At 60.6% G+C, this 23,215-nt stretch carries 20 protein-coding genes; 9 read left to right on the top strand and 11 right to left on the bottom strand.

Annotation, left to right across the window (positions count from 1 at the left end):
- Positions 1 to 78: 78 nt before the first annotated feature.
- The 4 genes from glmM to rlmE form a co-directional block, all read right to left on the bottom strand.
- The gene (gene glmM, locus OOT55_RS00265) at positions 79 to 1,416 is read right to left on the bottom strand and encodes a phosphoglucosamine mutase (RefSeq protein WP_265367201.1); all 1,338 of its coding nucleotides are present in this window, start codon (positions 1,414 to 1,416) and stop codon (positions 79 to 81) included.
- Between the two features lie 33 nt (positions 1,417 to 1,449).
- The gene (gene folP, locus OOT55_RS00260) at positions 1,450 to 2,316 is read right to left on the bottom strand and encodes a dihydropteroate synthase (protein WP_265367200.1); all 867 of its coding nucleotides are present in this window, start codon (positions 2,314 to 2,316) and stop codon (positions 1,450 to 1,452) included.
- A gap of 120 nt (positions 2,317 to 2,436) precedes the next feature.
- Positions 2,437 to 4,371: an ATP-dependent zinc metalloprotease FtsH gene (gene ftsH, locus OOT55_RS00255; protein ID WP_265368859.1), complete on the bottom strand. Its 1,935-nt coding sequence runs from the start codon at positions 4,369 to 4,371 to the stop codon at positions 2,437 to 2,439.
- A gap of 112 nt (positions 4,372 to 4,483) precedes the next feature.
- Positions 4,484 to 5,104, bottom strand: a complete 621-nt coding sequence (gene rlmE / locus OOT55_RS00250; RefSeq protein WP_265367199.1) for a 23S rRNA (uridine(2552)-2'-O)-methyltransferase RlmE — start codon at positions 5,102 to 5,104, stop codon at positions 4,484 to 4,486.
- 66 nt (positions 5,105 to 5,170) lie between these two features.
- Here rlmE and OOT55_RS00245 point away from each other — a divergent pair, with 66 nt between their 5' ends.
- On the top strand, positions 5,171 to 5,473 hold the full coding sequence (locus OOT55_RS00245) for a YhbY family RNA-binding protein (RefSeq protein ID WP_265367198.1): 303 nt from the start codon (positions 5,171 to 5,173) through the stop codon (positions 5,471 to 5,473).
- 77 nt (positions 5,474 to 5,550) lie between these two features.
- Here the strand turns inward: OOT55_RS00245 and greA are convergent, their stop codons facing one another.
- From greA to carA, 3 genes are all read right to left on the bottom strand, one after another.
- Positions 5,551 to 6,027, bottom strand: coding sequence for a transcription elongation factor GreA (gene greA / locus OOT55_RS00240; RefSeq protein WP_265367197.1), 477 nt, complete (start codon positions 6,025 to 6,027; stop codon positions 5,551 to 5,553).
- Complete coding sequence (gene carB / locus OOT55_RS00235; RefSeq protein WP_265367196.1) at positions 6,024 to 9,245, bottom strand: carbamoyl-phosphate synthase large subunit; 3,222 nt, start codon at positions 9,243 to 9,245, stop codon at positions 6,024 to 6,026. The genes greA and carB overlap by 4 nt, the downstream gene beginning before the upstream one ends.
- Before the next feature lie 69 nt (positions 9,246 to 9,314).
- Positions 9,315 to 10,475, bottom strand: a complete 1,161-nt coding sequence (gene carA, locus OOT55_RS00230) for a glutamine-hydrolyzing carbamoyl-phosphate synthase small subunit (protein WP_265367195.1) — start codon at positions 10,473 to 10,475, stop codon at positions 9,315 to 9,317.
- 384 nt (positions 10,476 to 10,859) lie between these two features.
- On the opposite strand from carA, the gene OOT55_RS00225 reads away from it, so the two are divergent.
- From OOT55_RS00225 to OOT55_RS00195, 6 genes are all read left to right on the top strand, one after another.
- Positions 10,860 to 11,990, top strand: coding sequence for an MlaE family ABC transporter permease (locus OOT55_RS00225; protein WP_265367194.1), 1,131 nt, complete (start codon positions 10,860 to 10,862; stop codon positions 11,988 to 11,990).
- On the top strand, positions 11,990 to 12,793 hold the full coding sequence (locus tag OOT55_RS00220; RefSeq protein WP_265368858.1) for an ABC transporter ATP-binding protein: 804 nt from the start codon (positions 11,990 to 11,992) through the stop codon (positions 12,791 to 12,793). The genes OOT55_RS00225 and OOT55_RS00220 overlap by 1 nt, the downstream gene beginning before the upstream one ends.
- Position 12,794: 1 nt before the next feature.
- Positions 12,795 to 13,658, top strand: a complete 864-nt coding sequence (locus OOT55_RS00215; RefSeq protein ID WP_265367193.1) for an MlaD family protein — start codon at positions 12,795 to 12,797, stop codon at positions 13,656 to 13,658.
- A complete protein-coding gene (locus tag OOT55_RS00210) occupies positions 13,655 to 14,281 on the top strand; it encodes an ABC-type transport auxiliary lipoprotein family protein (RefSeq protein WP_265367192.1) in 627 nt (208 codons plus the stop codon). The genes OOT55_RS00215 and OOT55_RS00210 overlap by 4 nt, the downstream gene beginning before the upstream one ends.
- 254 nt (positions 14,282 to 14,535) lie before the next feature.
- The gene (locus OOT55_RS17760) at positions 14,536 to 16,911 is read left to right on the top strand and encodes a family 43 glycosylhydrolase (RefSeq protein ID WP_322113820.1); all 2,376 of its coding nucleotides are present in this window, start codon (positions 14,536 to 14,538) and stop codon (positions 16,909 to 16,911) included.
- A 197-nt stretch (positions 16,912 to 17,108) separates the two neighbouring features.
- Positions 17,109 to 18,110, top strand: coding sequence for a GGDEF domain-containing protein (locus OOT55_RS00195; protein ID WP_265367191.1), 1,002 nt, complete (start codon positions 17,109 to 17,111; stop codon positions 18,108 to 18,110).
- A 27-nt stretch (positions 18,111 to 18,137) separates the two neighbouring features.
- On the opposite strand, the gene OOT55_RS00190 is transcribed toward OOT55_RS00195, so the two are convergent.
- The gene (locus OOT55_RS00190) at positions 18,138 to 19,373 is read right to left on the bottom strand and encodes a permease (protein WP_265367190.1); all 1,236 of its coding nucleotides are present in this window, start codon (positions 19,371 to 19,373) and stop codon (positions 18,138 to 18,140) included.
- Positions 19,374 to 19,517: 144 nt separating this feature from the next.
- Between OOT55_RS00190 and OOT55_RS00185 the strand changes: the two genes are divergently transcribed.
- Entirely contained in the window at positions 19,518 to 20,489 is a 972-nt protein-coding gene (locus tag OOT55_RS00185) for a calcium/sodium antiporter (protein WP_265367189.1), read from the top strand.
- On the opposite strand, the gene OOT55_RS00180 is transcribed toward OOT55_RS00185, so the two are convergent.
- Positions 20,468 to 20,893, bottom strand: coding sequence for an MAPEG family protein (locus OOT55_RS00180; RefSeq protein ID WP_265367188.1), 426 nt, complete (start codon positions 20,891 to 20,893; stop codon positions 20,468 to 20,470). The two genes, OOT55_RS00185 and OOT55_RS00180, sit on opposite strands and share 22 nt — an antisense overlap.
- Positions 20,894 to 20,947: 54 nt before the next feature.
- On the opposite strand from OOT55_RS00180, the gene OOT55_RS00175 reads away from it, so the two are divergent.
- Entirely contained in the window at positions 20,948 to 21,526 is a 579-nt protein-coding gene (locus tag OOT55_RS00175) for an NnrU family protein (RefSeq protein ID WP_265367187.1), read from the top strand.
- A 38-nt stretch (positions 21,527 to 21,564) separates the two neighbouring features.
- Here OOT55_RS00175 and OOT55_RS00170 read toward each other — a convergent pair whose 3' ends face one another.
- Positions 21,565 to 22,362, bottom strand: a complete 798-nt coding sequence (locus OOT55_RS00170; RefSeq protein ID WP_265367186.1) for a transglutaminase family protein — start codon at positions 22,360 to 22,362, stop codon at positions 21,565 to 21,567.
- 53 nt (positions 22,363 to 22,415) lie between these two features.
- Positions 22,416 to 23,198 (bottom strand): endonuclease/exonuclease/phosphatase family protein, encoded by a 783-nt coding sequence (locus tag OOT55_RS00165; RefSeq protein WP_265367185.1) that lies wholly within the window; start codon positions 23,196 to 23,198, stop codon positions 22,416 to 22,418.
- Positions 23,199 to 23,215: the final 17 nt, after the last annotated feature.

Genomic DNA, 23,215 nt, shown 5'->3' with positions numbered 1-23,215 from the left:
TCATGTTGGTTGATGGGTCTTTGGTTATCTCTCGTATTTCAGTATAGGGCACCTCTGTCGGGCACTCCTACCGCCCTTCTAGTTGAGGGCTTTTTCCACCGTAGCGGCCAGTTCCTGGCACAGCTCCTTGACCTTTGCTTTGTCTTCCCCTTCTACCATGACCCGCACCACCGGCTCGGTACCGGACGGACGCAGCAGCACCCGACCGGTGCCGGCCAGTTTGTCCTCGACACTGGCAACCGCCGCCTGGATGGTGGGGTCCTGATCGAGGTCGATCTGCCGGGAGCGGTGCACATTGATCATGGTCTGAGGCATTTTATGCATGCCTTTTTTGATTTTGTTCAGCGATTCGCCCATGGTAGTGAGCGCTAACAACACTTGCAGAGCGGAAATGATCCCGTCTCCGGTGGTGGTGACATTGCTGCACACGATATGCCCCGAGGACTCCCCCCCGAGTGTCCAGCCGTTCTGACGCATTTTTTCGATAACGTAACGGTCCCCCACTTTGGCCCGCTCAAAGGGCACGCCAATTTTCTTCAGGCCCAACTCGAGCCCGAAGTTGCTCATCAGGGTGCCCGCCACACCGTCACAGCCACCGCTATAGCGGTGCTGGTAATCGGCGATGATGTAGAGCAATTCGTCGCCGTCGACGATCTCGCCCCGGTGATCCACGAACATTACCCGGTCGCCATCGCCATCAAAGGCAATACCGAGATCCGCTCCCAGCTCCATGACTTTCTCTTTGAGCAGGTCGGTTTTGGTGGAGCCGCAACCGCGATTGATGTTGGTACCATTGGGGTCCGTGGCGACCGGAATCACTTTGGCCCCCAGCTCGCTGAACACGCTCGGGGCAATGTGGTAGGTGGCGCCATTGGCGCAGTCCACGGCAATCTGCAGCCCTTGCAGGCTGAAGCCCCAGGGCATGGTGCCCTTGCAGAACTCGATGTAGCGCCCGGCGGCATCTTCGATCCGGCGCGCTTTCCCGAGGCGCTCGGCGGTGACCATGGGCTCGTTCAGCTGTGCCTCGATGGCCAGCTCGACATCGTCGGGCAACTTGGTGCCGTTGCCACTGAAGAATTTGATGCCATTGTCGGTATAGGCGTTGTGGGAGGCGCTGATGACAATACCGGCCTGAGCCTGGAAGGTTCGGGTCAGGTAGGCAATACCCGGAGTGGGCATGGGACCGAGCAATCCGACATCCACGCCGGCATTGATCAGGCCCGCCTGCAGGGCCGACTCAAACATATAGCCCGAGATCCGGGTGTCCTTGCCAATCAGAATCATATTGGGGCCGGAGAAGCGGTCCACCAGTACCCGACCGGCGGCCCAACCCAGTTTGAGCATGAAGTCGGGCGTGATGGGAGGCTCGCCGACCTGCCCACGAATGCCGTCGGTACCAAAATACTGTCGCGCCATAGGATCCTTGCTCCCGTTCAAATGCTTTGCTGTTTAATGGGTAGACGGTGAATCGGCGGTTGGCGCATCGGCCGAGAGCGCCGCCAGGACCGCCAGAACATCATGGGTGGGCGCCACATCGTGCACCCGGATAATACGGGCACCGCGCTGAGCGGCCACCATCGCCAGGGCCAAACTGCCGGGTAAGCGCTCGCTCACTTTCCGACCCAGAAGATGCCCGAGCATGGACTTGCGGGACATGCCCACCAGCACCGGGTAGCCGAGCGCCTCGAATTCGCCCAGACGGCGCAGCAGGTCCAGATTGTGGTCCAGGGTTTTCCCGAAACCGAAACCGGGATCGAGCAGAATCCGGTCCGCGCCGATGCCGGCGGCTTTACAGGCGGCGACTCGCTGGAGCAGAAACGCTTTGACCTCTTCTACCGGGTCCCGGTACTCGGGCCGCTCCTGCATGGTCTCGGGTGTACCCTGCATGTGCATCAGACACACTGGCAGCCCGGAGTCGGCGGCGGCGGACAATGCCCCCTCGCGCTGCAATGCGCGCACATCGTTGATCAGGCCGGCACCCGCCCGGGCCGACTCCCGAATGACGGCGGGGCTACTGGTATCGACCGACACCAACGCGCCCAGTTCACCGGCCACCGCCTCCACGACCGGCACCACCCGGTCCAACTCCTCCTGTTCACTCACCGGTGTCGAACCCGGGCGGGTCGACTCCCCGCCTATGTCGATGATATCAGCACCTTCATCCAGCATCTGTTGTGCGCGGCTCAGGGCCAAATCCAGGGATAGACGGCCACTCTGATAGTAACTCCCACCATCAGAAAAGGAGTCCGGCGTGGTGTTGAGGACCCCCATCAAACGGGGGCGAGACAGGTCCAGACTGTGGGCGCCAAAACGCATGGGCGGTGGTTCCAACTGGTTGGGCGATATCGGGCATTAACCGGGCGGGAAAAAACAAATCCCCGGCACAATGGCCGGGGATTATAACAGAATGGAGACTCAATGCCGCCGGATGAGCGGTCAGTGGTCCTCGGCAGGCCCGCCGATAGGCTTGTCTTTGCCTTCACCCTCGGCGCCCTTGCCGCCTGACTTGCCGTCGGCCTCGCCGCCCTTGCCTTTGAGATGGCCATTGAAGTCATCGTCGTGCCAATCCCGGGGCGGGCGTACCTTGCGACGCGCCATCAGGTCTTCCACCTGCTCGGCGTCGATGGTCTCGTACTCCATGAGGGCATCTTTCATCGCCTCGAGAATGTCCCGATTGTCGTGCAGGATCTGCTCAGCACGCTTGTAGCACTCATCGATGATCCGCCGTACTTCCTGATCGATCAGCTTGGACGTCTCGCCCGAGTAGTTGGCGGAGCCGGTACCGGGCATCATGCCTTCGTCCTCACCGTAGTGCAGCGGACCGAGTTTTTCCGACAGCCCCCACTTGGTGACCATGTTGCGTGCCAGTTCGGTGGCCCGTTCAATATCGTTGGACGCACCGGTGGTAATGCCTTCCGCCCCCAGGGTCATCTGCTCTGCAATCCGCCCGCCAAACAGGGTGCAGATGCTGGACTCGATAGCCCGGCGGCTCATGCTGTATTTGTCGCCCTCGGGCAGGAACTGGGTGACACCCAGCGCCCGGCCACGGGGAATGATGGTCACCTTGTGGATCGGGTCGTGCTCGGGCACGATTTTACCCACAATGGCGTGACCGGCCTCGTGATAGGCGGTGTTTTCCTTTTCCTTCTCACTCATCACCATGGAGCGGCGCTCGGCGCCCATCATGATCTTGTCTCGCGCTTTCTCAAACTCCTCCATGGTGACCAGTCGCTTGTTGCCGCGCGCGGCGAACAGGGCCGCCTCATTCACCAGGTTGGCCAGGTCCGCGCCGGAGAAGCCGGGGGTACCGCGAGCAATGACCGATGCCTCCACTCGCTCATCAATCGGCACCTTGCGCATGTGGACTTTCAGAATCTGTTCGCGGCCGCGGATGTCCGGCAGGCCAACCACCACCTGACGGTCAAAGCGACCGGGGCGCAACAGTGCCTTGTCGAGCACGTCCGGACGGTTGGTGGCGGCGATGACAATCACGCCTTCATTACCTTCAAAACCGTCCATTTCCACCAGCAACTGGTTCAGGGTCTGTTCACGCTCGTCGTGACCACCCCCGTGACCACCGCCACGGTGACGCCCCACGGCATCAATTTCATCGATAAAGATGATGCAGGGCGCCTGTTTCTTGGCCTGGTCGAACATGTCCCGGACACGGGAGGCACCCACACCGACGAACATTTCGACGAAATCCGAACCTGAAATAGAGAAGAAGGGGACTTTCGCCTCGCCGGCAATGGCCTTGGCCAGCAGGGTCTTACCGGTACCCGGCGGGCCCGCCATCAGCACACCGCGGGGAATCTGGCCGCCCAGTCGCTGGAACTTGGAGGGGTCGCGCAGGTATTCCACCAGCTCGCTGACCTCTTCTTTGGCTTCATCCACGCCGGCCACGTCGGCAAAGGTGGTTTTGACCTGGTCTTCACCGAGCAGCTTGGCCTTGCTTTTGCCAAAGCTCATGGGGCCACCTTTGCCGCCCCCCATGCCGCCCTGCATCTGACGCATGAAGAACAGGAACACGGCAATGATGATCAGAATCGGGAAACTGGCCACTAGCAGCTGATGCCACAGGCTGGGCCGCTCCGGCTCCTTGTTGCGCACGGTCACGTTGGAGTTCAGCAGATCATCCATCAGCTTGGGGTCGCCAATCTGTGGCAGGGTCGTCTGGAAGGTGCTGCCGTCGGAGTAGGTGCCCTGGACCTTCAGGCCCTGCAGAGTGACCTCCCGGACCTGCTCGTTCTTCACCGAGCGTACGAAGTCCGAGTAGCTGAGGGTCTCGCTACTGGTCGGCTGATTGAAACCCTGAAACACCGTGAACAGCACGGCGGCAATGATCAGCCACAGGATGAGATTTTTGGTCATGTCGTTCAAGGAGGTACCCTCGTTTTGTACAGCAAATCAGTGACAGTATAGAGCCCATAAGCGCGTCAATACCAATAAACGCACCCTATGAGGCAATAGATCAGCCCTTGGATCAACCTTTGAAACCCCGGGCGACCAGATACACCTCGCGGGAGCGGGCCCGGGAGGCATCGGGTTTGCGCACTGCCACTTTGGAAAAGGCGTTGCGCGTGTCCTGCAGCAGGGGGTCGAAGCCCTCGCCATGGAACACTTTGGCAACAAAATGCCCGCCAGGTTTCAACACCTGTCGGGCCATATCCAGCGCCAACTCCACCAGATAGATCGCGGCGGGCTGGTCCACGGCATTCATACCACTCATGTTGGGGGCCATATCGGAGATTACAAGGTCCGCTTTCTGCCCGCCGAGCGCGGCCAGCAGCTGCTCCAGCACCGCGTCCTCGGTAAAATCCCCCTGGATAAACTCGACTCCGGCGATACTGTCCATGGGCAGAATGTCCGAGGCCAGCACCCTTCCCCGATCGCCCACCCGGTCGGCCGCCACCTGGGACCAGCCCCCCGGCGCCGACCCCAGGTCGACCACACTCATACCGGGCTTGAACAGCCTGTCTTTCTGATCCAGCTCGATCAGCTTATAGCTGGCGCGGGAGCGATAGCCATCCTTCTGGGACTGCTTGACGTAAGGGTCGCTGAAGTGCTCGTCCAGCCAACGGTTGCTGCTTTTGGATCTGGCCATGATGATTCCGGGGGAGATGCGTTACAATGAGAGGCTTTTTCACCCAAACGATTTGAAGGTATTGTCATGCCGCTAAGCGCCGACCGCAAGAAACAATTCCGTGCCCTGGGGCATAACCTGAAGCCGATTGTCACCCTGGGCGACAATGGCCTGAGCGACGGGGTCCGCGCCGAGCTCAACCGGGCGCTGGATGACCATGAACTGATCAAGGTCAAGATTGCCGTGGCCGAGCGGGAAGACCGCAAGGTGTTGCTCGATGAGCTGGCGGCCATGCCTGGCGTGGAGCTGGTGCAGCAGGTGGGCAAGATAGCGTTGTTGTACCGGGCCAATCCGAAGCCGAATCCGAAGTTGTCGAATTTGTTGCGGTGAGGTGGCCTCGTCGGGGTTGGGTTACGGCGGATGCGGGCTGCGCCCTTATCCGCCGCTCCCCGGCCGGTTACCACAACCTAAATATGCTCCACCTTGTCGATTTCGTACTCGACATCGCCGCCGGGGGTTTTTACCTCGACCACATCGCCCTCTTCCTTGCCGATCAGCGCCCGGGCAATCGGTGAATTGACGGAGATTTTGTTCGCTTTCACATCCGCCTCGTCATCGCCCACGATACGATAGGTCACTTCCTTATCGGTCTCGCAGTTGATAATGGTCACGGTGGTGCCGAAAATCACCTTTCCGGTCGGCTGAATCGCTTTCACATCAATGACCTGAGCGTTTGCCAGCTTGCCTTCGATTTCCTGGATCCGGCCTTCGCAGAAACTCTGTTGCTCACGCGCCGCATGATATTCGGCGTTCTCTTTCAGATCGCCGTGCTCGCGCGCCTCGGCAATTGCCTGGCTGATGCGCGGGCGCTGGATTTTCTTCAGGTCGTTTAACTCTTCGCGCAGGGCTTCTGCGCCTTCCACTGTCATGGGTACCTTGCTCATGCACCGATCCTCCCGTGCAGCTCCTGCAGGCGCCGCACTTGTGTAAATTGACCAAAACGCAGTGCCATACACACCGCCTCGCCGGCGGCCAGGGTGGTGGTGTAGTACACCCGATGGTTTTCCGCACTGCGACGAATCGAGGCCGAATCGCGGGTCGCCTGCCGCCCTTCTGTGGTATTCACAATCAGGTTGATCTGACTGTTCTTGATCATATCCACAATGTGGGGGCGACCTTCCGCGACCTTGTTCACAACCTCAACCTCAAGACCGGCCTGCTTGAGAACCTCGGCGGTCCCCCGAGTGGCCACCAGCTTGAAGCCAAGGCTGTTCAGTTCCTTGCCGACCACCACCACGCCGGGCTTGTCCACATCACGCACACTGATAAAGGCGGTACCGGTGGTGGGCAGTTTGCTGCCGGCACCCAGTTGGGCCTTGGCAAAGGCTTCGCCGAAGGTGTCGCCTACCCCCATCACTTCACCGGTCGATTTCATTTCCGGGCCGAGGATCGGGTCGACGGCCGGGAATTTGTTGAAGGGGAACACCGCCTCTTTCACGCTGTAGTAATCCGGCACGATTTCCTGGGTGAACCCCTGTTCTTTCAGGCTGATGCCGGCCTGACAGCGCGCCGCCACCTTGGCCAGGGACACACCAATGCACTTGGACACAAAGGGCACGGTGCGCGAGGCCCTCGGGTTCACCTCAATCACATAAATCTCGCCGTCCTGATAGGCCAACTGGGTGTTCATCAGGCCGATCACGCCCAGCTCCAGCGCCATGGCCTTGATCTGCTCGCGCATCAGGTTCTGCACGTCTTTGGGCAGAGAGTACGGCGGCAGGGAGCAGGCCGAGTCACCGGAGTGAACACCACACTGCTCGATGTGCTGCATGATCCCACCGATCACCACCTGCTCACCATCGCAGACCGCATCCACGTCCACTTCAATGGCAGCGCTCAGGAAGTGGTCCAACAGGACCGGCGCATCTTCAGAGACTTCCACGGCGGTGTTCATGTAGCCGCGCAGCTCGTCTTCCTTATAGACAATTTCCATGGCCCGACCACCGAGCACGTAAGAGGGGCGCACCACCAGCGGGTAACCCACTTCTTTGGCCGCCTGCAACGCCTCTTCAAAAGAACGCACAATGGCGTTGGGTGGCTGCTTGAGGCCCAGCTTGTTGATCATCTGCTGGAAGCGCTCACGGTCTTCGGCACGGTCGATGGCATCCGGGGTGGTACCGATGATCGGCACCCCTTCGGCCTCCAGGGCACGGGCCAGTTTCAACGGCGTCTGGCCACCGAACTGAACAATCACGCCTTTGGGTTTTTCCTTGTGCACGATTTCCAGCACGTCTTCCAGGGTCACCGGCTCGAAGAACAGACGATCGGAGGTGTCATAGTCGGTGGACACGGTTTCCGGATTACAGTTGACCATGATGGTCTCGTAGCCCTCATCGCGCATGGCGAAGGCAGCGTGTACGCAGCAGTAATCGAATTCGATACCCTGACCGATGCGGTTCGGGCCGCCACCGATCACCAGGATCTTGTCTTTATCACTGGGGTTGGCCTCACACTCTTCTTCATAGGTGGAGTACATGTAGGCGGTCGAGGTGGCAAATTCCGCCGCACAGGTGTCCACCCGCTTGAATGCCGGGCGGATATTCAACTGGTGGCGGTGGTTGCGCACGGCCTGCTCACTGGTGCCGAGCAGTTTGGCCAGGCGCTTGTCCGAGAAGCCTTTGCGCTTGAGGCGGAACAGCAGTTCGGCGTTGAGATCCTGCACGGTCTTGCCACTCAGCGCCTGCTCACTGTCGATGATATCCTTGACCTGCACCAGGAACCAGGGGTCGATCTTAGAGGCCTCGAACGCTTCCTCGACACTCATCCCCAGGCGGAAGGCATCACCGAGATACCAGATGCGCTCGGCCCCGGGGGTGTTCAGCTCTCGACGCAGGCGCGCCGGCGTATCGTTATCCTTCAGGTCTACCTTGGATTCAAACCCGGCGGAACCCACTTCCAGACCGCGCAGGGCCTTCTGCAGGGATTCCTGGAAGGTACGGCCAATGGCCATCACCTCGCCCACGGACTTCATCTGAGTGGTCAGGCGGGCGTCAGCATCACCGAATTTCTCGAAGGTGAAGCGCGGGATCTTGGTGACCACATAGTCGATGGTCGGCTCGAACGAGGCCGGGGTCGCACCGCCGGTAATCTCATTCTGCAGCTCATCCAGGGTATAGCCCACCGCCAGCTTGGCCGCGATCTTGGCAATCGGGAAGCCAGTGGCCTTGGAGGCCAGCGCCGAAGAGCGGGACACCCGGGGGTTCATTTCGATCACGACCATGCGGCCGTCTTCCGGGTTCACGGCAAACTGCACATTCGAGCCGCCGGTTTCCACCCCGATTTCACGCAACACCGCCAGGGAGGCGTTACGCATGATCTGGTATTCCTTGTCGGTCAGGGTCTGGGCCGGCGCCACAGTGATGGAGTCACCGGTGTGCACGCCCATGGGGTCGAAGTTCTCGATGGAGCAGACGATGATGCAGTTGTCGTTTTTGTCCCGGACCACCTCCATCTCGTACTCTTTCCAGCCGAGCAGGGATTCATCAATCAGCAGCTCATTGACCGGCGACAGGTCCAACCCGCGGGTACAGATTTCCTCGAACTCTTCCCAGTTATAGGCAATACCGCCACCAGAGCCGCCCATGGTGAAGGACGGACGGATGATGCAGGGGAAACCGAACTCTTTGGGCACTTGAAGGGCTTCTTCCATGGAGTGCACGATTTTCGCGCGGGCGCACTCCAGACCGATACGCTTCATGGCCTGATCAAACAGATCCCGGTCTTCCGCCATGTTGATGGCGTCTTCGTTGGCGCCGATCAATTCGACGCCGTACTTTTCCAGCACGCCGTGCTTGGCCAGATCCAGAGCACAGTTGAGCGCGGTCTGACCGCCCATGGTGGGCAGCACTACGTCCGGTTTTTCCTTTTCGATGATCTGCTCCACCGTGCGCCATTCAATGGGCTCGATATAGGTGGCGTCAGCCATGGCCGGATCGGTCATGATGGTGGCCGGGTTGGAGTTCACCAGGATCACCCGGTAACCCTCTTCGCGCAGGGCTTTACAGGCCTGCGCGCCGGAGTAGTCAAACTCACAGGCCTGGCCGATGACGATCGGGCCCGCGCCCAGGATCAGAATGCTGTTGATGTCGGTACGTTTTGGCATGATCTTCTCGCTCTGCGAAATCGGTTGAAGGGTGACGTTGCGCGGTGGCCGCCCGCAGGCGGCGCCCCATCAACGTTTCGCGTCTTTCATCAATTCAATAAAGTGGTCGAACAGGCCGTCGGCATCGTGCGGGCCGGGGCTGGCTTCCGGGTGCCCCTGGAAGCTGAAGGCGGGCTTGTCCGTGCGGTGAATGCCCTGCAGGGAGCCGTCAAACAATGACCGGTGAGTGGCCTTCAGGTTGGCCGGCAGGCTCGCCTCATCGGCCGCAAAACCGTGGTTCTGCGCGGTGATCATCACCCGCCCGGTGTCCAGATCCTGCACCGGGTGGTTGCCGCCGTGGTGACCGAACTTCATCTTCAGGGTTTTGGCGCCGGAGGCCAGGGCCAGCAACTGGTGCCCCAGGCAGATACCGAAAACCGGCAGTCCGGTTTCAACGATCTCTTTAATCGCTTCGATGGCGTAGGTGCAGGGCTCCGGATCACCGGGGCCGTTGGCCAGGAAGACACCGTCGGGGTTCATCGCCAGAACCTCGGCGGCGGGTGTTTCAGCCGGCACCACGGTGAGGTCACAACCGCGATCCACCAGCATGCGCAGAATATTGCGCTTGACCCCGTAGTCGTAGGCCACCACTTTATAGGGCCGCTCACCCTCGGGGACCCGATGTCCCTTGCCCAGGGACCAGGTGCCCTCGCTCCAGGTGTAGGGCTCCTTTACGCTGACCACCTTGGCCAGATCCATACCTTTCAGGCCGGCAAACCCCTTGGCTTCCGCCAGCGCCTTATCCTCGTCGATCTCGCCCGCCATGATGCAACCGTTCTGGGCACCTTTGTCACGCAGCAGCCGGGTCAGGCGACGGGTATCGATATCGGCGATGCCGATGATGTTCTGGGCCTTCAGGTACTCGGGCAGGGATTGCTCGGAACGGAAGTTGCTCGCCAGAAAGGGCAGGTCCCGAATCACCAGGCCCGCGGCCCAGCTTCGATCGCACTCGGCATCCTCGGCATTGGTGCCGGTGTTGCCGATATGGGGGTAAGTCAGCGTCACGATCTGACGGGCGTAGGAGGGATCGGTCAGGATTTCCTGATAGCCGGTCATGGAGGTATTGAACACCACCTCGCCCACCGACAGGCCCTCGGCACCAATAGCGGTACCGCGAAAAATACTGCCGTCTTCAAGTACAAGCACAGCGGGTGTGGATGCCCCAGTAGTCAAGTCAACCTCCTCAAGCATGATGGCGTGCCGTCATGTAACCGGACTTTTCACAGGCTCAGCGAGGCAGCCGCACGACCCGAAGGGTGCGAAGATCAGCGAATGCTAGACGGACTGCGCGCGAGTGAAAGCCCGGTCACGGGGTGCAAAAAAGCGAGATGAAACACCAGCCTCATCTCGCTTCAATACAATCCTGCTGACCGGCATTTGGGCCAAGTGTAATTTCGCCGGCAATTTTACGCGAGGCGGCCGGTGCTGTCCAATAGAAATCCCGGTTTCAGGTTCCTCGACGCTCCGGCGACCGACATTTATGGGATCTGCCCCCGTGCGCCGGGCGGCACACCTGTTACACTGCCTTTTCCAACCTGATTTTCAATGCGGGAGCAAGCCTCTGGGCCTCTGATAATGGCAGCGATTCCATCACAAGCCGGACGTGTCGAGCGCACCGCCAGTGGCCTGCGGATCACCGGCAACTGGACACTGGCACATTACCGCGCCCTGCAGCGCTACGTCGCTCAGAGCGGCCCGATCGCCACCGATACGCCGATCGACCTGACAGGCATCGACGTCGTGGACACGGCGGGAGCGACGCTGTTGGCCGAACTGATCGGCGCCGAGCGCCTCGCCCAGGTCGCCAATTGGGCCAGCGACCTGCCACCGGCCCGGCAAGCCTTATTGGAGACCATCGCCGCCACCCTCTGCCAGCCCCTTGCCCACGAACACAAGCGCCCGTCTTCCCTGACATCCGCCCTGGCGGATATCGGTCGGCGCACAGAGGCATTGTGGCACCAGCAGAAGCTATTGCTCGGCTTTATCGGCTTGACCCTGATCACCCTGGTACAGAACCTGCCCAAGCCACACCGATGGAGGATGACCTCGCTATCCGCCCACCTTCAGCAGACCGGCCTGGACGCGGTACCCATCGTGGCACTGCTGACCTTTCTGGTCGGCGCTGTGGTTGCTTTTTTGGGCGCCACGGTACTGGAAGAGTTCGGCGCAACCATCTATACCGTCAATCTGGTGGCCTACTCATTCCTGCGGGAATTCGGGGTGCTGCTCGCCGCGATTCTGCTGGCGGGGCGCACGGCCAGCGCCTTCGCCGCCGAGCTCGGCTCAATGAAGGCTAACGAAGAGATCGACGCTATCCAGTCGCTGGGGCTCAAGCCCGTGGAGCTGCTGGTGATCCCCCGGGTCATCGCCATGATGATCGCCCTGCCCATTCTGACGTTTGTCGGCATGCTCAGCGGCATCATTGGCGGCATGCTGGTCTGCCTGCTGAAACTGGACATATCGATGCTGCAATTTGTCACCATCCTGCAGCGCGACATCCCCGCGCACCACTTTCTTGTCGGCCTCAGCAAGGCGCCCGTATTCGCGTTTGTCATTGCGGTCATTGGCTGCGTGGAGGGGTTCAAAGTCAGTGGTAGCGCCGAGTCGGTGGGCGAACACACAACCTCCAGCGTCGTTCAATCAATCTTCATGGTCATACTGCTCAACGCTGTGGCGGCGCTCTTTTTCATGGAGATGGGCTGGTGATGGTGACTCAAGAGACCCGCCCCCCACGCCCGCTGATCACAGTGCGGGGGCTGACCAACCGCTTTGGCACGGTATCCGTGCACGAACAGCTCGACCTGGACATTCTGCAGGGTGAGATTCTGGGTGTCGTGGGTGGCTCCGGCACCGGCAAGTCGGTGCTGATGCGCAGCATTATCGGCCTCCAAACACCCAGCGCGGGCACCATCGACGTCGCCGAGCGCTACCTGCAGCGTCCCGGCACACAACCCGATTCGCCCCTGGCCTGCCCTTTCGGCGTATTGTTTCAGCGCGGCGCACTGTTCAGCTCGCTCAACCTGCAGGAGAACGTGGCGCTGCCATTGATTGAGCAGGCCCGACTGAAGCGTCGGGACGCCGAGCGCCTGGCGAGGATGAAGCTGGCGCTGGTGGGGCTGCCCAAGGAAGCGGCACGGCAGTACCCGAGAGAGCTGTCCGGAGGCATGATCAAGCGCGCGGCACTGGCCCGGGCCCTGGCCCTGGATCCGGAGATTCTGTTCCTGGATGAACCCACCGCCGGGCTCGACCCGATTGGTGCGGCGGCCTTTGATGAACTGATTGTCACACTGCGCAACGCCCTGGGGCTCACCGTGTTCCTGATCACCCACGATCTGGACACCCTGTATACTGCCTGTGACCGGGTGGCGGTGCTCGCACAGCGGCGCGTGTTGGTGGCCGACCGTCTGTCCGTGGTCGCCGAGCATGATGACCCCTGGATACACGACTATTTCCACGGCCCGCGCGGTCGCGCCGCGCACTCGGCGGCAGACTCCCGGGAGGAGCGTTGATATGGAGCCCAGAGCCCACCACATACTGATTGGCCTGTTTACCGTAGTGGCGGTCGGCGCCGCCCTGCTGTTTGCCCTCTGGCTCGGGCAGGCGACTTCCAGCCGAGACTACCACTACTACGACATCGGCTTTGATCGCGCCGTCACCGGCCTGACCGTGGGCAGTGCCGTACTCTTCAGCGGCATCAAGGTAGGCGACGTGCTCGGTCTGGATTTCGAGCCCGACGACCCTCGCCGGGTGCGCGCCCATATCCGCGTGTATCGCGATGTGCCCATCACCGAAGAGACCACAGCCACCCTGGAGCTGGCCAATATCACCGGCCAGATGAGCATACAGTTGCACGGGGGTGACCCGGACAGCCCACGCCTGAGTGGCAGCCAGGCCAACCCGCCGCTGATTGAAGCGGAGCCCTCACCGCTGAGTGATCTGCTCGCCAATAGCGAGGCCATCATCACCAACATGAACCAACTGCTCGACAATGCCAATCGCCTGCTCTCGAAAGAGAATACGGACAACCTGAGCCAGGTCATTCACAATCTGCGCGCCACCACCGATACGCTGGCGCAGCAACGCGGCGCTTTCACCGACGGTCTGGCCGAGTTCAACCAGTTGATGATCAAAGCGGGCCGCCTGACCGAGCGGATGGACGCCCTGGTGGACACCCGGGGCCGCGATGTGCTGGACAGCGCTCAGCAGACCCTGGCCTCGCTGGAGCAGGGGATGGACGGCATTCACGATCTGGGCCCCGCGCTGCGTGAGTTGCGCGCCACCCTGGACTCACTGCAACATCTGTCACGCCGCCTGGAAGACAACCCCTCCGACCTGCTGTTCGGACGCGATCCCATTGAGGAGTTCAACCCGTGATACCCAGCCTCTCTGCCTCCCTCATTCGACTGACCGGTCTGATTGGCGCCGCCTGGTTAATGGCGGCCTGCAGCCCGTTTCCCACCCCAAAGCAGACCCCCGTGTTTGATTTGGGGCCGGTCACGGCAACCTCTCGAACAGAGCCTGCGCCCCTGACTCTGCGTGTGGACACCCCCAGCGCCAACCGTACCCTCGACAGCGTCCGCATCCTGGTCAAACCCGACCCGTCCCGTCTCAACACCTATCCCGGCGGCCGCTGGAGCGACCGTGCGCCGCTTCTACTGCGCGACCATCTGGTCACCACCCTGCGCCAGAACCAAGCGTTCGCGGCCGTGATCAGCGAGCAAAGCCGCGTACCCGCCGACCTGATTCTCACCAGTGACCTGCGGGCCTTTTACGGAGAGTACGACGAGGGCCGTACCGTAGTCGTCATCGCTCTGGAGGCGCAACTGATCCAGAACCAGTCCCAACAGATATTGGCCAGCGAGCGTTTCGACGTGCGCCAGCCCAGCCGTAGCAACAACCTGGAGGACGTCGTGGACGCTTTCGGAGCGGCGGCACAGACACTGAGCACCGAGATGATCAAATGGGCCCGGGAGCAGGGAGGTCGCCACCAGCCGTAAAACACAGAAAGAGTTTTGGCTATAAATTGTATGACTTTTTATAGCCAATCCGTCTGAATCAAACCCCTCCCTGCTTAAAGTCCTTTCCTCGCAACTTATTGACTTCACGGGATTTTATTTAACCAAGCCATTTTATGTCATATTTTCCGACAATTGATAATTTGACATATGGTAATACAATAGCCCGGCAAAAAGACTGAATGTCCGGTTCTACCCCAGAACCCATGAATAAGATAAATAACGAGGTGAAGACCATGTCTACCAAGGACCTGCTACGTCTGACCGGGGTCACTGCTCTGTTGTGCACCGCTGGCACTGCGACCACTCACGCGGCCCCCACTTCCGACCATGAATGGGCATCCCCCGAGTTCGCCGAGGCCACCGTCCACGACCCGTCGGTCATCAGAGTCGACGACACCTACTACGTGTTCGGCTCCCATCTGGCCGCGGCCAAATCCGACGATCTGATGCAATGGCAGCAGGTCGCCGACGGCGCCAACGCCGCCAACCCGCTCTTTGATGACGTCCAGGCCGAGCTGCGGGAAACCTTCGAATGGGCCCAGACCGACACGCTCTGGGCGGCGGATGTCATCCAGCTTGAGGATGGCCGCTTCTACATGTACTACAACGCCAGCCGGGGTGACTCGCCCCGCTCCGCCATGGGGCTTGCAGTGGCCGACGATATTGAAGGGCCCTACCGCAATGAGGGTATCTTTCTGCGCTCGGGCATGTGGGGCCAGCCCAGCGGGGACGGCACCATTTATGACGCCCGCATTCACCCCAATGTGGTGGACCCTGACGCCTTCTTCGACGCCGAAGGCAAGCTCTGGATGGTGTACGGCTCCTACTCGGGCGGCATCTTCATCTTTGAGATGGACCCGGAAACCGGTTTTCCAGTGCCGGGGCAGGGCTACGGCAAGCACCTGATGGGCGGCAACCACAGCCGGATCGAAGCCCCCTACATCCTCTACAGCCCGGAGACCCAGTACTACTATCTGTTCACCTCCTTTGGCGGCCTGAGCGCCGACGGCGGCTATAACGTGCGGGTCGCGCGCTCACGCCAGCCCGACGGCCCCTACTTCGACGCTCAGGGCAATAACATGGCGGACGTCAAATCGGACCCGGCCCTGCCCCTGTTTGACGATGCCAGCATCGAACCCTATGCCATGAAAATTCTAGGCAACCACCTGTTCACCCGCGAACTCGGCGAAGACGGTGACGGCATGGGAACCGGCTACGTCTCCCCGGGCCACAACTCCGCCTATTACGATGACGCCACCGGGCAGTATTTTCTGATTTCCCACAGTCGCTTCCCGGGAACCGGAGAGCGCCACAACATCCGGGTGAATGAGCTGTTGATGAACGACGCTGACTGGCCGGTCGCCGCGCCCTATCGCTACGCGGACAAAACGCCGCGACCGCAACCGGGCCTGCGCAAGGTCAAACGCCCCGACGTGGTGGGCGACTACAAAATGATCCTGAAGGACAAGACCATCACCGCCGACATCGAGACCTCCCGGTTCGCCACCCTCACCAACAACGGCCTCATCCAGGGTGATATGGAAGGCCGCTGGTGGTTTGCCGGCAATGATCGCATTTCGGTCGAGCTGAGCGATGGCGACTATGCAGGCGTGCTGTCCTACCAGTGGAATGAAACCGCCGGGCGTTTCGATCTGACCTTCAGTGCGCTATCCGACGCCGGACTCACACTGTGGGGCAGCCGCCTGCCCGACCGCCCGACCGAGGCGGTACTGGAAGCCATTCTCGACGATATCGAGTTCAGCTCAACCCCGCTGCAAAATGATATCGACCTGCCGATAAACGCCACCCGCAACGCCACCATCGAATGGTCATCCTCGGCGCCCCAGTGGATCGCGACTGACGGCCAGGTCAATCGCCCGGAACACGGCCTGGGCGATCAGGTGGTCACCCTGCGCGCGACGGTGCATTACGACGGCGAGACACAGAATCGCGAGTACCCGTTGACCGTGCGCGAGCAGGCGCCCGACGGCCTGCTGGCGCACTACCGTTTCGACGGCAACCTGAACGACACCACAGGGCAACAGGCACCCGGTCAAGTCAGCGGCGCCCGTATCGATTGGGCCGGCGGCCAGATTGACTTTGTGCCGGGGGTCAGCGCCGAAGCGGCCTACTTCGACGGTCAGTCAGGTGTTCGGCTACCCGACGGGTTGATCGCCAGTCACCGCTATTCGGTCAGCTTCTGGCTGAACCCGAGCGCCCTGAACGCCTTTACCACCACCTTCTTCGGGGCCCGAAATCCGGACAGCTGGATCAGCTTCCTGCCTATGGGGCACGGTTTCGTGAACGGTCACACCATGCTCTGGTCCGGCACCCTCTGGTATGACGCGGGTACCGGCATGAACATTCCCCAGGATGCCTGGAGCCACGTCGCCTGGGTGGTGAACCAAGGCGCTCTGTCGATTTACATCAATGGTGAGGAGCGCTTCTCCGGCGCCGGCTTCCCGCACGTCTTCTCCGAGGGCACCGGCATCTTCAGCCTCGGTGTGAACTGGTGGGACCTGCCCTACGAGGGCGCCATGGACGAACTGCGGATTTACGAAAAGCCCCTGTCCGCCGTCGAGGTACTGGAGCTGAGCCAAACGCCGTAAGCCTCCAACACGGGCGACCACTATCGTGGTCGCCCTGACCGCAACCGCCCATCTCCTCCACTCGACCTCCCGGCAGCTCCTGCCAAGAAAATAACGATTAATGCGCCAAAATACTTGTCGGGCGCACCTCGCTGGGGCACTATGAACTCAGTGTCAGCGCCGAGCCACGACGCACAATTGGGCAACACGAGACCGTCATGCTTTATCGGCTACGCAACGATTTTCATCTCTCGGTCATCACTCTGATGAACGCCTGCGCGATTGTTGGCATTACCCCATTTGCCATCTGGCGTTTTCTGCGCGGGGAATACTGGATCGGGTTGATTGATCTGGGGATTCTCGGGTCCATCGTCGGGGCCACTGTGTACGCCTGGCGTACACAGCAGACCGCCCAGACAGGGCTTTTTTTAGCCCTGTTCCCCTGCACCGGCGGTGCCATCGCCATATCGCTGACAGCCGGCGAAGTGGGCCTGTTTTGGCTTTACCCGGCGCTGATCTGCAGTTTCATGCTCACCCGTCCGCTGATTGCCGCGATTCTGCCGCTCGGGGCGCTGACGCTGTTGAGCATTGAGGGCAGCGCCTTCAGCTCCAGCCAGCAGATGTGGTCGTTCTCTGTCACTTTGCTGGTCGTCTGTGCTTGTACCTATGTTTTTGCTCGCCGCAGCGAACATCAACGCAATCGTCTAAAACACCTGGCACGGCTTGACCCGCTCACGGGCGTCAGCAACCGTCGGGCGCTGGACGAAGCGTTGAGCCGGGCGGTGTCTGAGCATGAGCGCCTCGGCACCCAATACGGTCTGGTGCTGGCGGATCTGGATCATTTCAAACGCGTCAACGACACCCATGGCCACAACACGGGGGATCGCCTGCTGGTGGAGTTTGTCGGCATTCTCGCCTTCAACACCCGCCGCTCAGACCAACTGTTCCGTTTCGGTGGAGAGGAGTTTGTGATTCTGATGTCCGGGGTGACACCCAACGGACTGCAGGCCGCCGTCGAGCATGTTCAATCGGTGCTGCGCAAAACCCTCACCAGCCCATCCGGACCGGTCACGGCTTCGTTTGGCACGACCATTCTCCAAAGTGGAGAGAGCGTCGACCATTGGTTTGAGCGCGCCGATGAGGCACTGTACCGGGCTAAATCCCTTGGGCGAGACCGGATTGTCTCCGGTGATCGAAGCGCCGCTGAAGCCATGTCGTGACCCCGACCTGGCCAACGGCACCGCGGTTTACCGCAGTAGCCACCCGATAAGCCAACCCCCTGCGAGCCAGAGCATCGCCAGCACTGACAGCACTTGCAACACCCGATCCGTCAGCGAAGCCCCGCCATGATCGTGGTGATGGTGATGATGACCATCCTCGGCCCGTTTGCCTTTCCGCCAAAACCACAGCAGCCCAGCTGTCACCGCTATAAACACCAGATTCAGTACCAGTTGATAATTGACCTGGAAAAAGTGTCGCTCGGAGGGCGTTTTCAGCCCCTCAAGGCTGGGCAACAGGTCCAGCGCCGCCAGCGCATAGTGCATCACCAATGCCACACTGACGATGCCCACCAGCATCAGGGCCAGAATATAGAGTGCCATCTTCCAACCGTAGTAGGCAGCGTTGATCCGCAACACCGGCAACACCACCAGGTCGGAAAAAATAAAGGCCATGACACCGGCAAAACTCACGCCCTGACTGAACAGTACCGCCGCCAGGGGTATGTTGCCCATTGAACCGATGAACGTGAAAAAGGCGGCGATCGGACCAACGACAGCCTGCGCCAATACCGCCAAAAACCCGGGATTGGCGGCATTCTGCCCTCCCGATCCCACGAACATTGCCTGAAAGAAGCTCTCGGGAACCATCGCGGATATCACGCCGGCCACCGTGAAACCAATCAGCACATCCTTCCAGACCATCTGCCATTCCATCACGTAGGTCTGGCCGATCTGCTGCCACCCCTCGGCACTACGGATTTTCTGCCGCCAATCTCCGGTGTTGCCATCATGCGCTTCGGGAGGCTTCATCCTTTCGCGCGCCTGTCGCTCAAGACGGCGCGGGCGAGTAATACGGATCAGCAGCCAGGTGACGAGGATCAGCAGCATACCGCCGACATACTCACCGACCACGAACTGCCAACCGAGAAAGATGGCGATGACCATGCCAAGCTCGACAACCAGGTTCGTGGAGGCCAGCATGAACGCCAGGGAAGGCGCCAGACCCGCCCCTTTGCTGAACAGGGCCCGAGTGGTTGAAAGCGCCGAAAAACTGCAGGAGCTGGACAGAAAGCCAAAAAATGTCCCCAGCGCCACACTGCGTGGGCCATCCTTACCCATGAGTTTTTGCATTCGTTGCTGAGTAACCAGCACCTGAATCAGACTGCTGATCACATAGCCCAGGACGAAGGCCCACAGCGCCATCCAGAAAAAACCCACACTGGTACGCGCCGCCTGATGCCACAGCTCCAGAAAATGTTGCAAATCACCTCCAAAATTGAATTGACATCCGTTTATGGTAGAAGTCGATACACCAGATCGCAAATTGGTTCTTGACACCGCCCCATGAGCACTCGATTATGCCCCGCCACAATCGTCTGCTAGTTCTGATTCCCGAGAGGAGCCTTCATGCTCATTGCCCTGTCCGCCGTCATTATTGGCCTGATCATTCTGGTGTGGAGCGCCGACCGGTTTGTGGATGGCGCGGTCTCCACCGCCAGCCATCTGGGAATGCCGCCTCTGTTGATCGGTATGGTGATCATCGGCTTTGGCACCTCGGCACCGGAAATGGTGGTCTCGGCGTTGGCCGCCAGCCAGGGCAGTCCGGGACTCGCGCTGGGCAACGCCTATGGCTCCAACATTACCAACATCGCTCTGATTCTCGGCCTGACGGCTGTGATCAGCCCCATTGCCGTCCACTCCCAGATCCTGCGCAAGGAACTGCCCATCCTCACCCTGATCACCGCCCTTACCGTATGGCTGGTATGGGATCTTCAGATTGGCCGCCTGGATGCCACCATTTTGCTGCTGGTGTTTGCCGCCACCATGGGCTGGAGCATCTGGCAGGGTATGCGCGGTAAAGGCGATATTCTCGGTGGCGAAGTGGACGCGGAGCTGCAGGCTCACCCCATGCCCCTGTCCCGCTCTCTGATGTGGTTGTTTATTGGTCTGGTGTTACTGGTCGCGAGCTCCCGCCTGCTGGTCTGGGGGGCGGTGGACATTGCCCAGGCTCTGGGTGTAAGTGATGTCATTATCGGTTTGACGATTGTGGCCGTCGGCACGTCGCTGCCCGAACTGGCCTCATCCCTGGTGGCTGTGCGCAAGGGCGAACACGACCTGGCGCTGGGCAATGTGATTGGCTCCAACCTGTTCAACACCCTGGCGGTGGTGGGCATTGCCGGAGCCATTCACCCCATGGTGGTCGATCCGGAAGTACTGAGCCGCGATGTCCTTGTCATGTCCGTTCTGACATTGTCCCTGTTCGTATTCGGCTATGGCTTCCGCCGTCAGGGGCGTATCAACCGACTCGAAGGCGGACTGCTGTTGCTGTGCTATATCGGGTATACCGGCTATCTGGTTCAGACCATGTTCGCCAGTTGAAGCACCAGCCCGACCAGCAGAACCACGTTGGCCAACAGAGCGATCAGGTAAAAATAACTGCGCGGGCTGGGATTTCGTTCGGTGGCCAGCCAGTAGTAGAGCACCATGTGGGCAATCCGCGCCAGAGCGAACACCCACACCGCCACCCCCAGCCAGGTTGCGTTCATACCGGCAAACAGGGCCAGAAACACCGTGCCGAAAAACAGCGGTAAGTTTTCCAGCGAATTCATGAAGGTGCGGTGGGCGCGGAACACAAAGGAATGGTGAGAGAGTGACTCATCAATCTTTCCCGGTATGGCGCCCGGTTGACGCGCCTTGGTGGAGCTGGCCACCAGCATCTGGACCAGCAGAGTGATCAGTACTACCGCAAGTCCGATATACGCCAACTGGTAATCTTCACGCATTACGCTATCCTCTGATTAGTTTGATTGTGAGCGCAAGACAATAAGGTAGCATTCATGGAAGCTCTGATTCTCGGTTTACTGTTGTTCCTCGGTACCCACTCCATCGGCCTGGTGGCCCGCCCCTGGCGCAATCACATGGTCAACCGGCTGGGGGAAACCCCCTGGAAGCTGCTGTATACGGCGGTCTCCCTGGTGGGGTTCATTCTGATCATCTGGGGCTATGGACAAGCGCGCACCGACCCCCTGTGGCTGTGGCACTCGCCGGTCTGGACCCGCCACCTGGCCGCGTTGCTGACCTTACCGGCCTTTATCCTGGTGGTGGCCGCTTACGTCCCGGGCAACCGGCTCAAGGCCCGGGTGGGCCACCCCATGGTCCTCGGCACCAAATTCTGGGCGATCGCACACCTGATCAGCAATGGTACGCTGGCTGACCTGTTGCTGTTTGGCGGATTTCTGGTCTGGGCCGTCTCTGCATTCATCCTCTTGCGCCGCCGGGACCGGGTGGACGGCACTGTGCCGGTTGTCGGTGGTTTATCCCGGGACATCATCACCTGGGTGGTGGGGCTGCTGGCCTGGGCCGTGTTCGCATTCTATCTGCACGGCCTGCTGATCGGCGTACGGCCATTCGGTTAAACCGGGGGCTCTACGATGCGTCATCCGATTGCGAAGAGCTACTCCGGTGGTCCGGGCAACTGCTCCACGTGGACGTTCATTCGCGTGGGGTAGAGGGCCGGCCCAAACTGGCTGAAAATGGCGACATCCGCCGCGTCCCGACCATAGGCTACGGTGACCCGCCCACCCCGGGGTTCTTGCTGGGTGGGGTCAAAGGTGTACCAGCGCCCACCCACATAGGCCTCAAACCAGGCGTGAAAATCCATGGGTTCGAGTCTGTGCAGGTAGCCCACCACCATACGGGCAGGAATGCACAGGCCGCGACACAGAGCGATCCCCAAGTGCGCAAAGTCCCGACATACGCCCTCACTCATCTGGTTGAAGTCCGCGGCGGAGAGCTGAAAGTGCGGGGCTGCCTCGTTGTAGACAAACTGCTCGCGAATCCACTGCTCAATGCGCGCCACCTGGTCGTAGCCGGGGATCGCATCGCCCACAATCTCCCGTCCCATCAGGATAAACTGATCCGACTCGCAGTACCGACTGGGCAACAAATAAGTCAGCACTTCATTGGGCAGATTCTGCACTTCCACAAAAGGGGCGCCGGGTGCGACATCAATCGTATCATCAGCCAACACGTCGGCTGAGGTGCGGATGACGAACTTACCGGGCGGCGAGATCAGTCGCTGACAGAGGTTGCCATAGGGGTCGGTATACTCTTCCACTGGCACACTGGGGATCAGCGTGTAGGACTCACGGGCGACCCACTGGCGTCGGCCGCTGCGCGGGCGCAGCATCAGAATAAACGGGGCGGGCTCACTTTCATCGAACTGGATTTCGCAACCGGCTCGCAGCCACATGGGGAAACTCCCTGGTTTGAGGATTTGGTGTCAGAGTACGGACGTTTTTGCCCTCAGGGGCTCGTCCTGTAGTGACCATCCTCCCACTCTAACTCGATTTCCGCCAGCAGCGGTTTGTGATCCGACAACCCGGACCAGGGTTTGCGGGGCAATACCACAGGGGCATGCCCCCGCGCCGAGCGCACATAGATACGGTCGAGGCGCAACATGGGCCAGGCGGCCGGAAAGGAACGGGCCGGCCGACCATACTCATGGGTGAACACCTCGCGCAGCCCGGCCTGCTCGGCCAGCAGGCGCTGCGCGCGGCCACGCCAGTCATTGAAATCACCCGCGACGACCACCGGTTCGTCCTCCGGTATCCGGTTCACCAGTTCACACAGTCGACGCAGTTGGCGCTGGCGATGATGCTCTCGAAGGTTCAGGTGCACACAGATGGCGTGCAGCGGCTTGGGTTCGGTGATCAGATCCAGCGTACAGTGCAGAATGCCGCGCTGCTCGAGCCGATTCAGGGAGATATCGTGGTTATCCCACTGGGTGATGGGGTATTTGCTCAGCAGCGCATTGCCATGGTGCCCCTTGGGGTAGACAGCATTGCGCCCGTAAGCAAAGTCCTGCCAGATGGTATCGGCCAGAAATTCATACTGGGCGGCATCCGGCCAGCGGTGGCCCAGTCGGCGAGACCACCCTTCGTGAGCTCCGAGCACCTCCTGCAGAAAGACGATGTCCGCCCCCACTGAGCGCACCGCTTCGCGCAGCTCCGGCAGGATGAACCGCCGATTGAACAGGCTGAAGCCCTTGTGGGTATTCACCGTCAGAATGCGCAGGGTGCAACTCATTGATGGGCCTCGCGCGC

Origin of the sequence: Marinimicrobium sp. C6131, assembly GCF_026153455.1 — a bacterium.
GTDB lineage: Bacteria > Pseudomonadota > Gammaproteobacteria > Pseudomonadales > Cellvibrionaceae > Marinimicrobium.
This window is presented reverse-complemented; position numbering and strand designations above follow the sequence as displayed.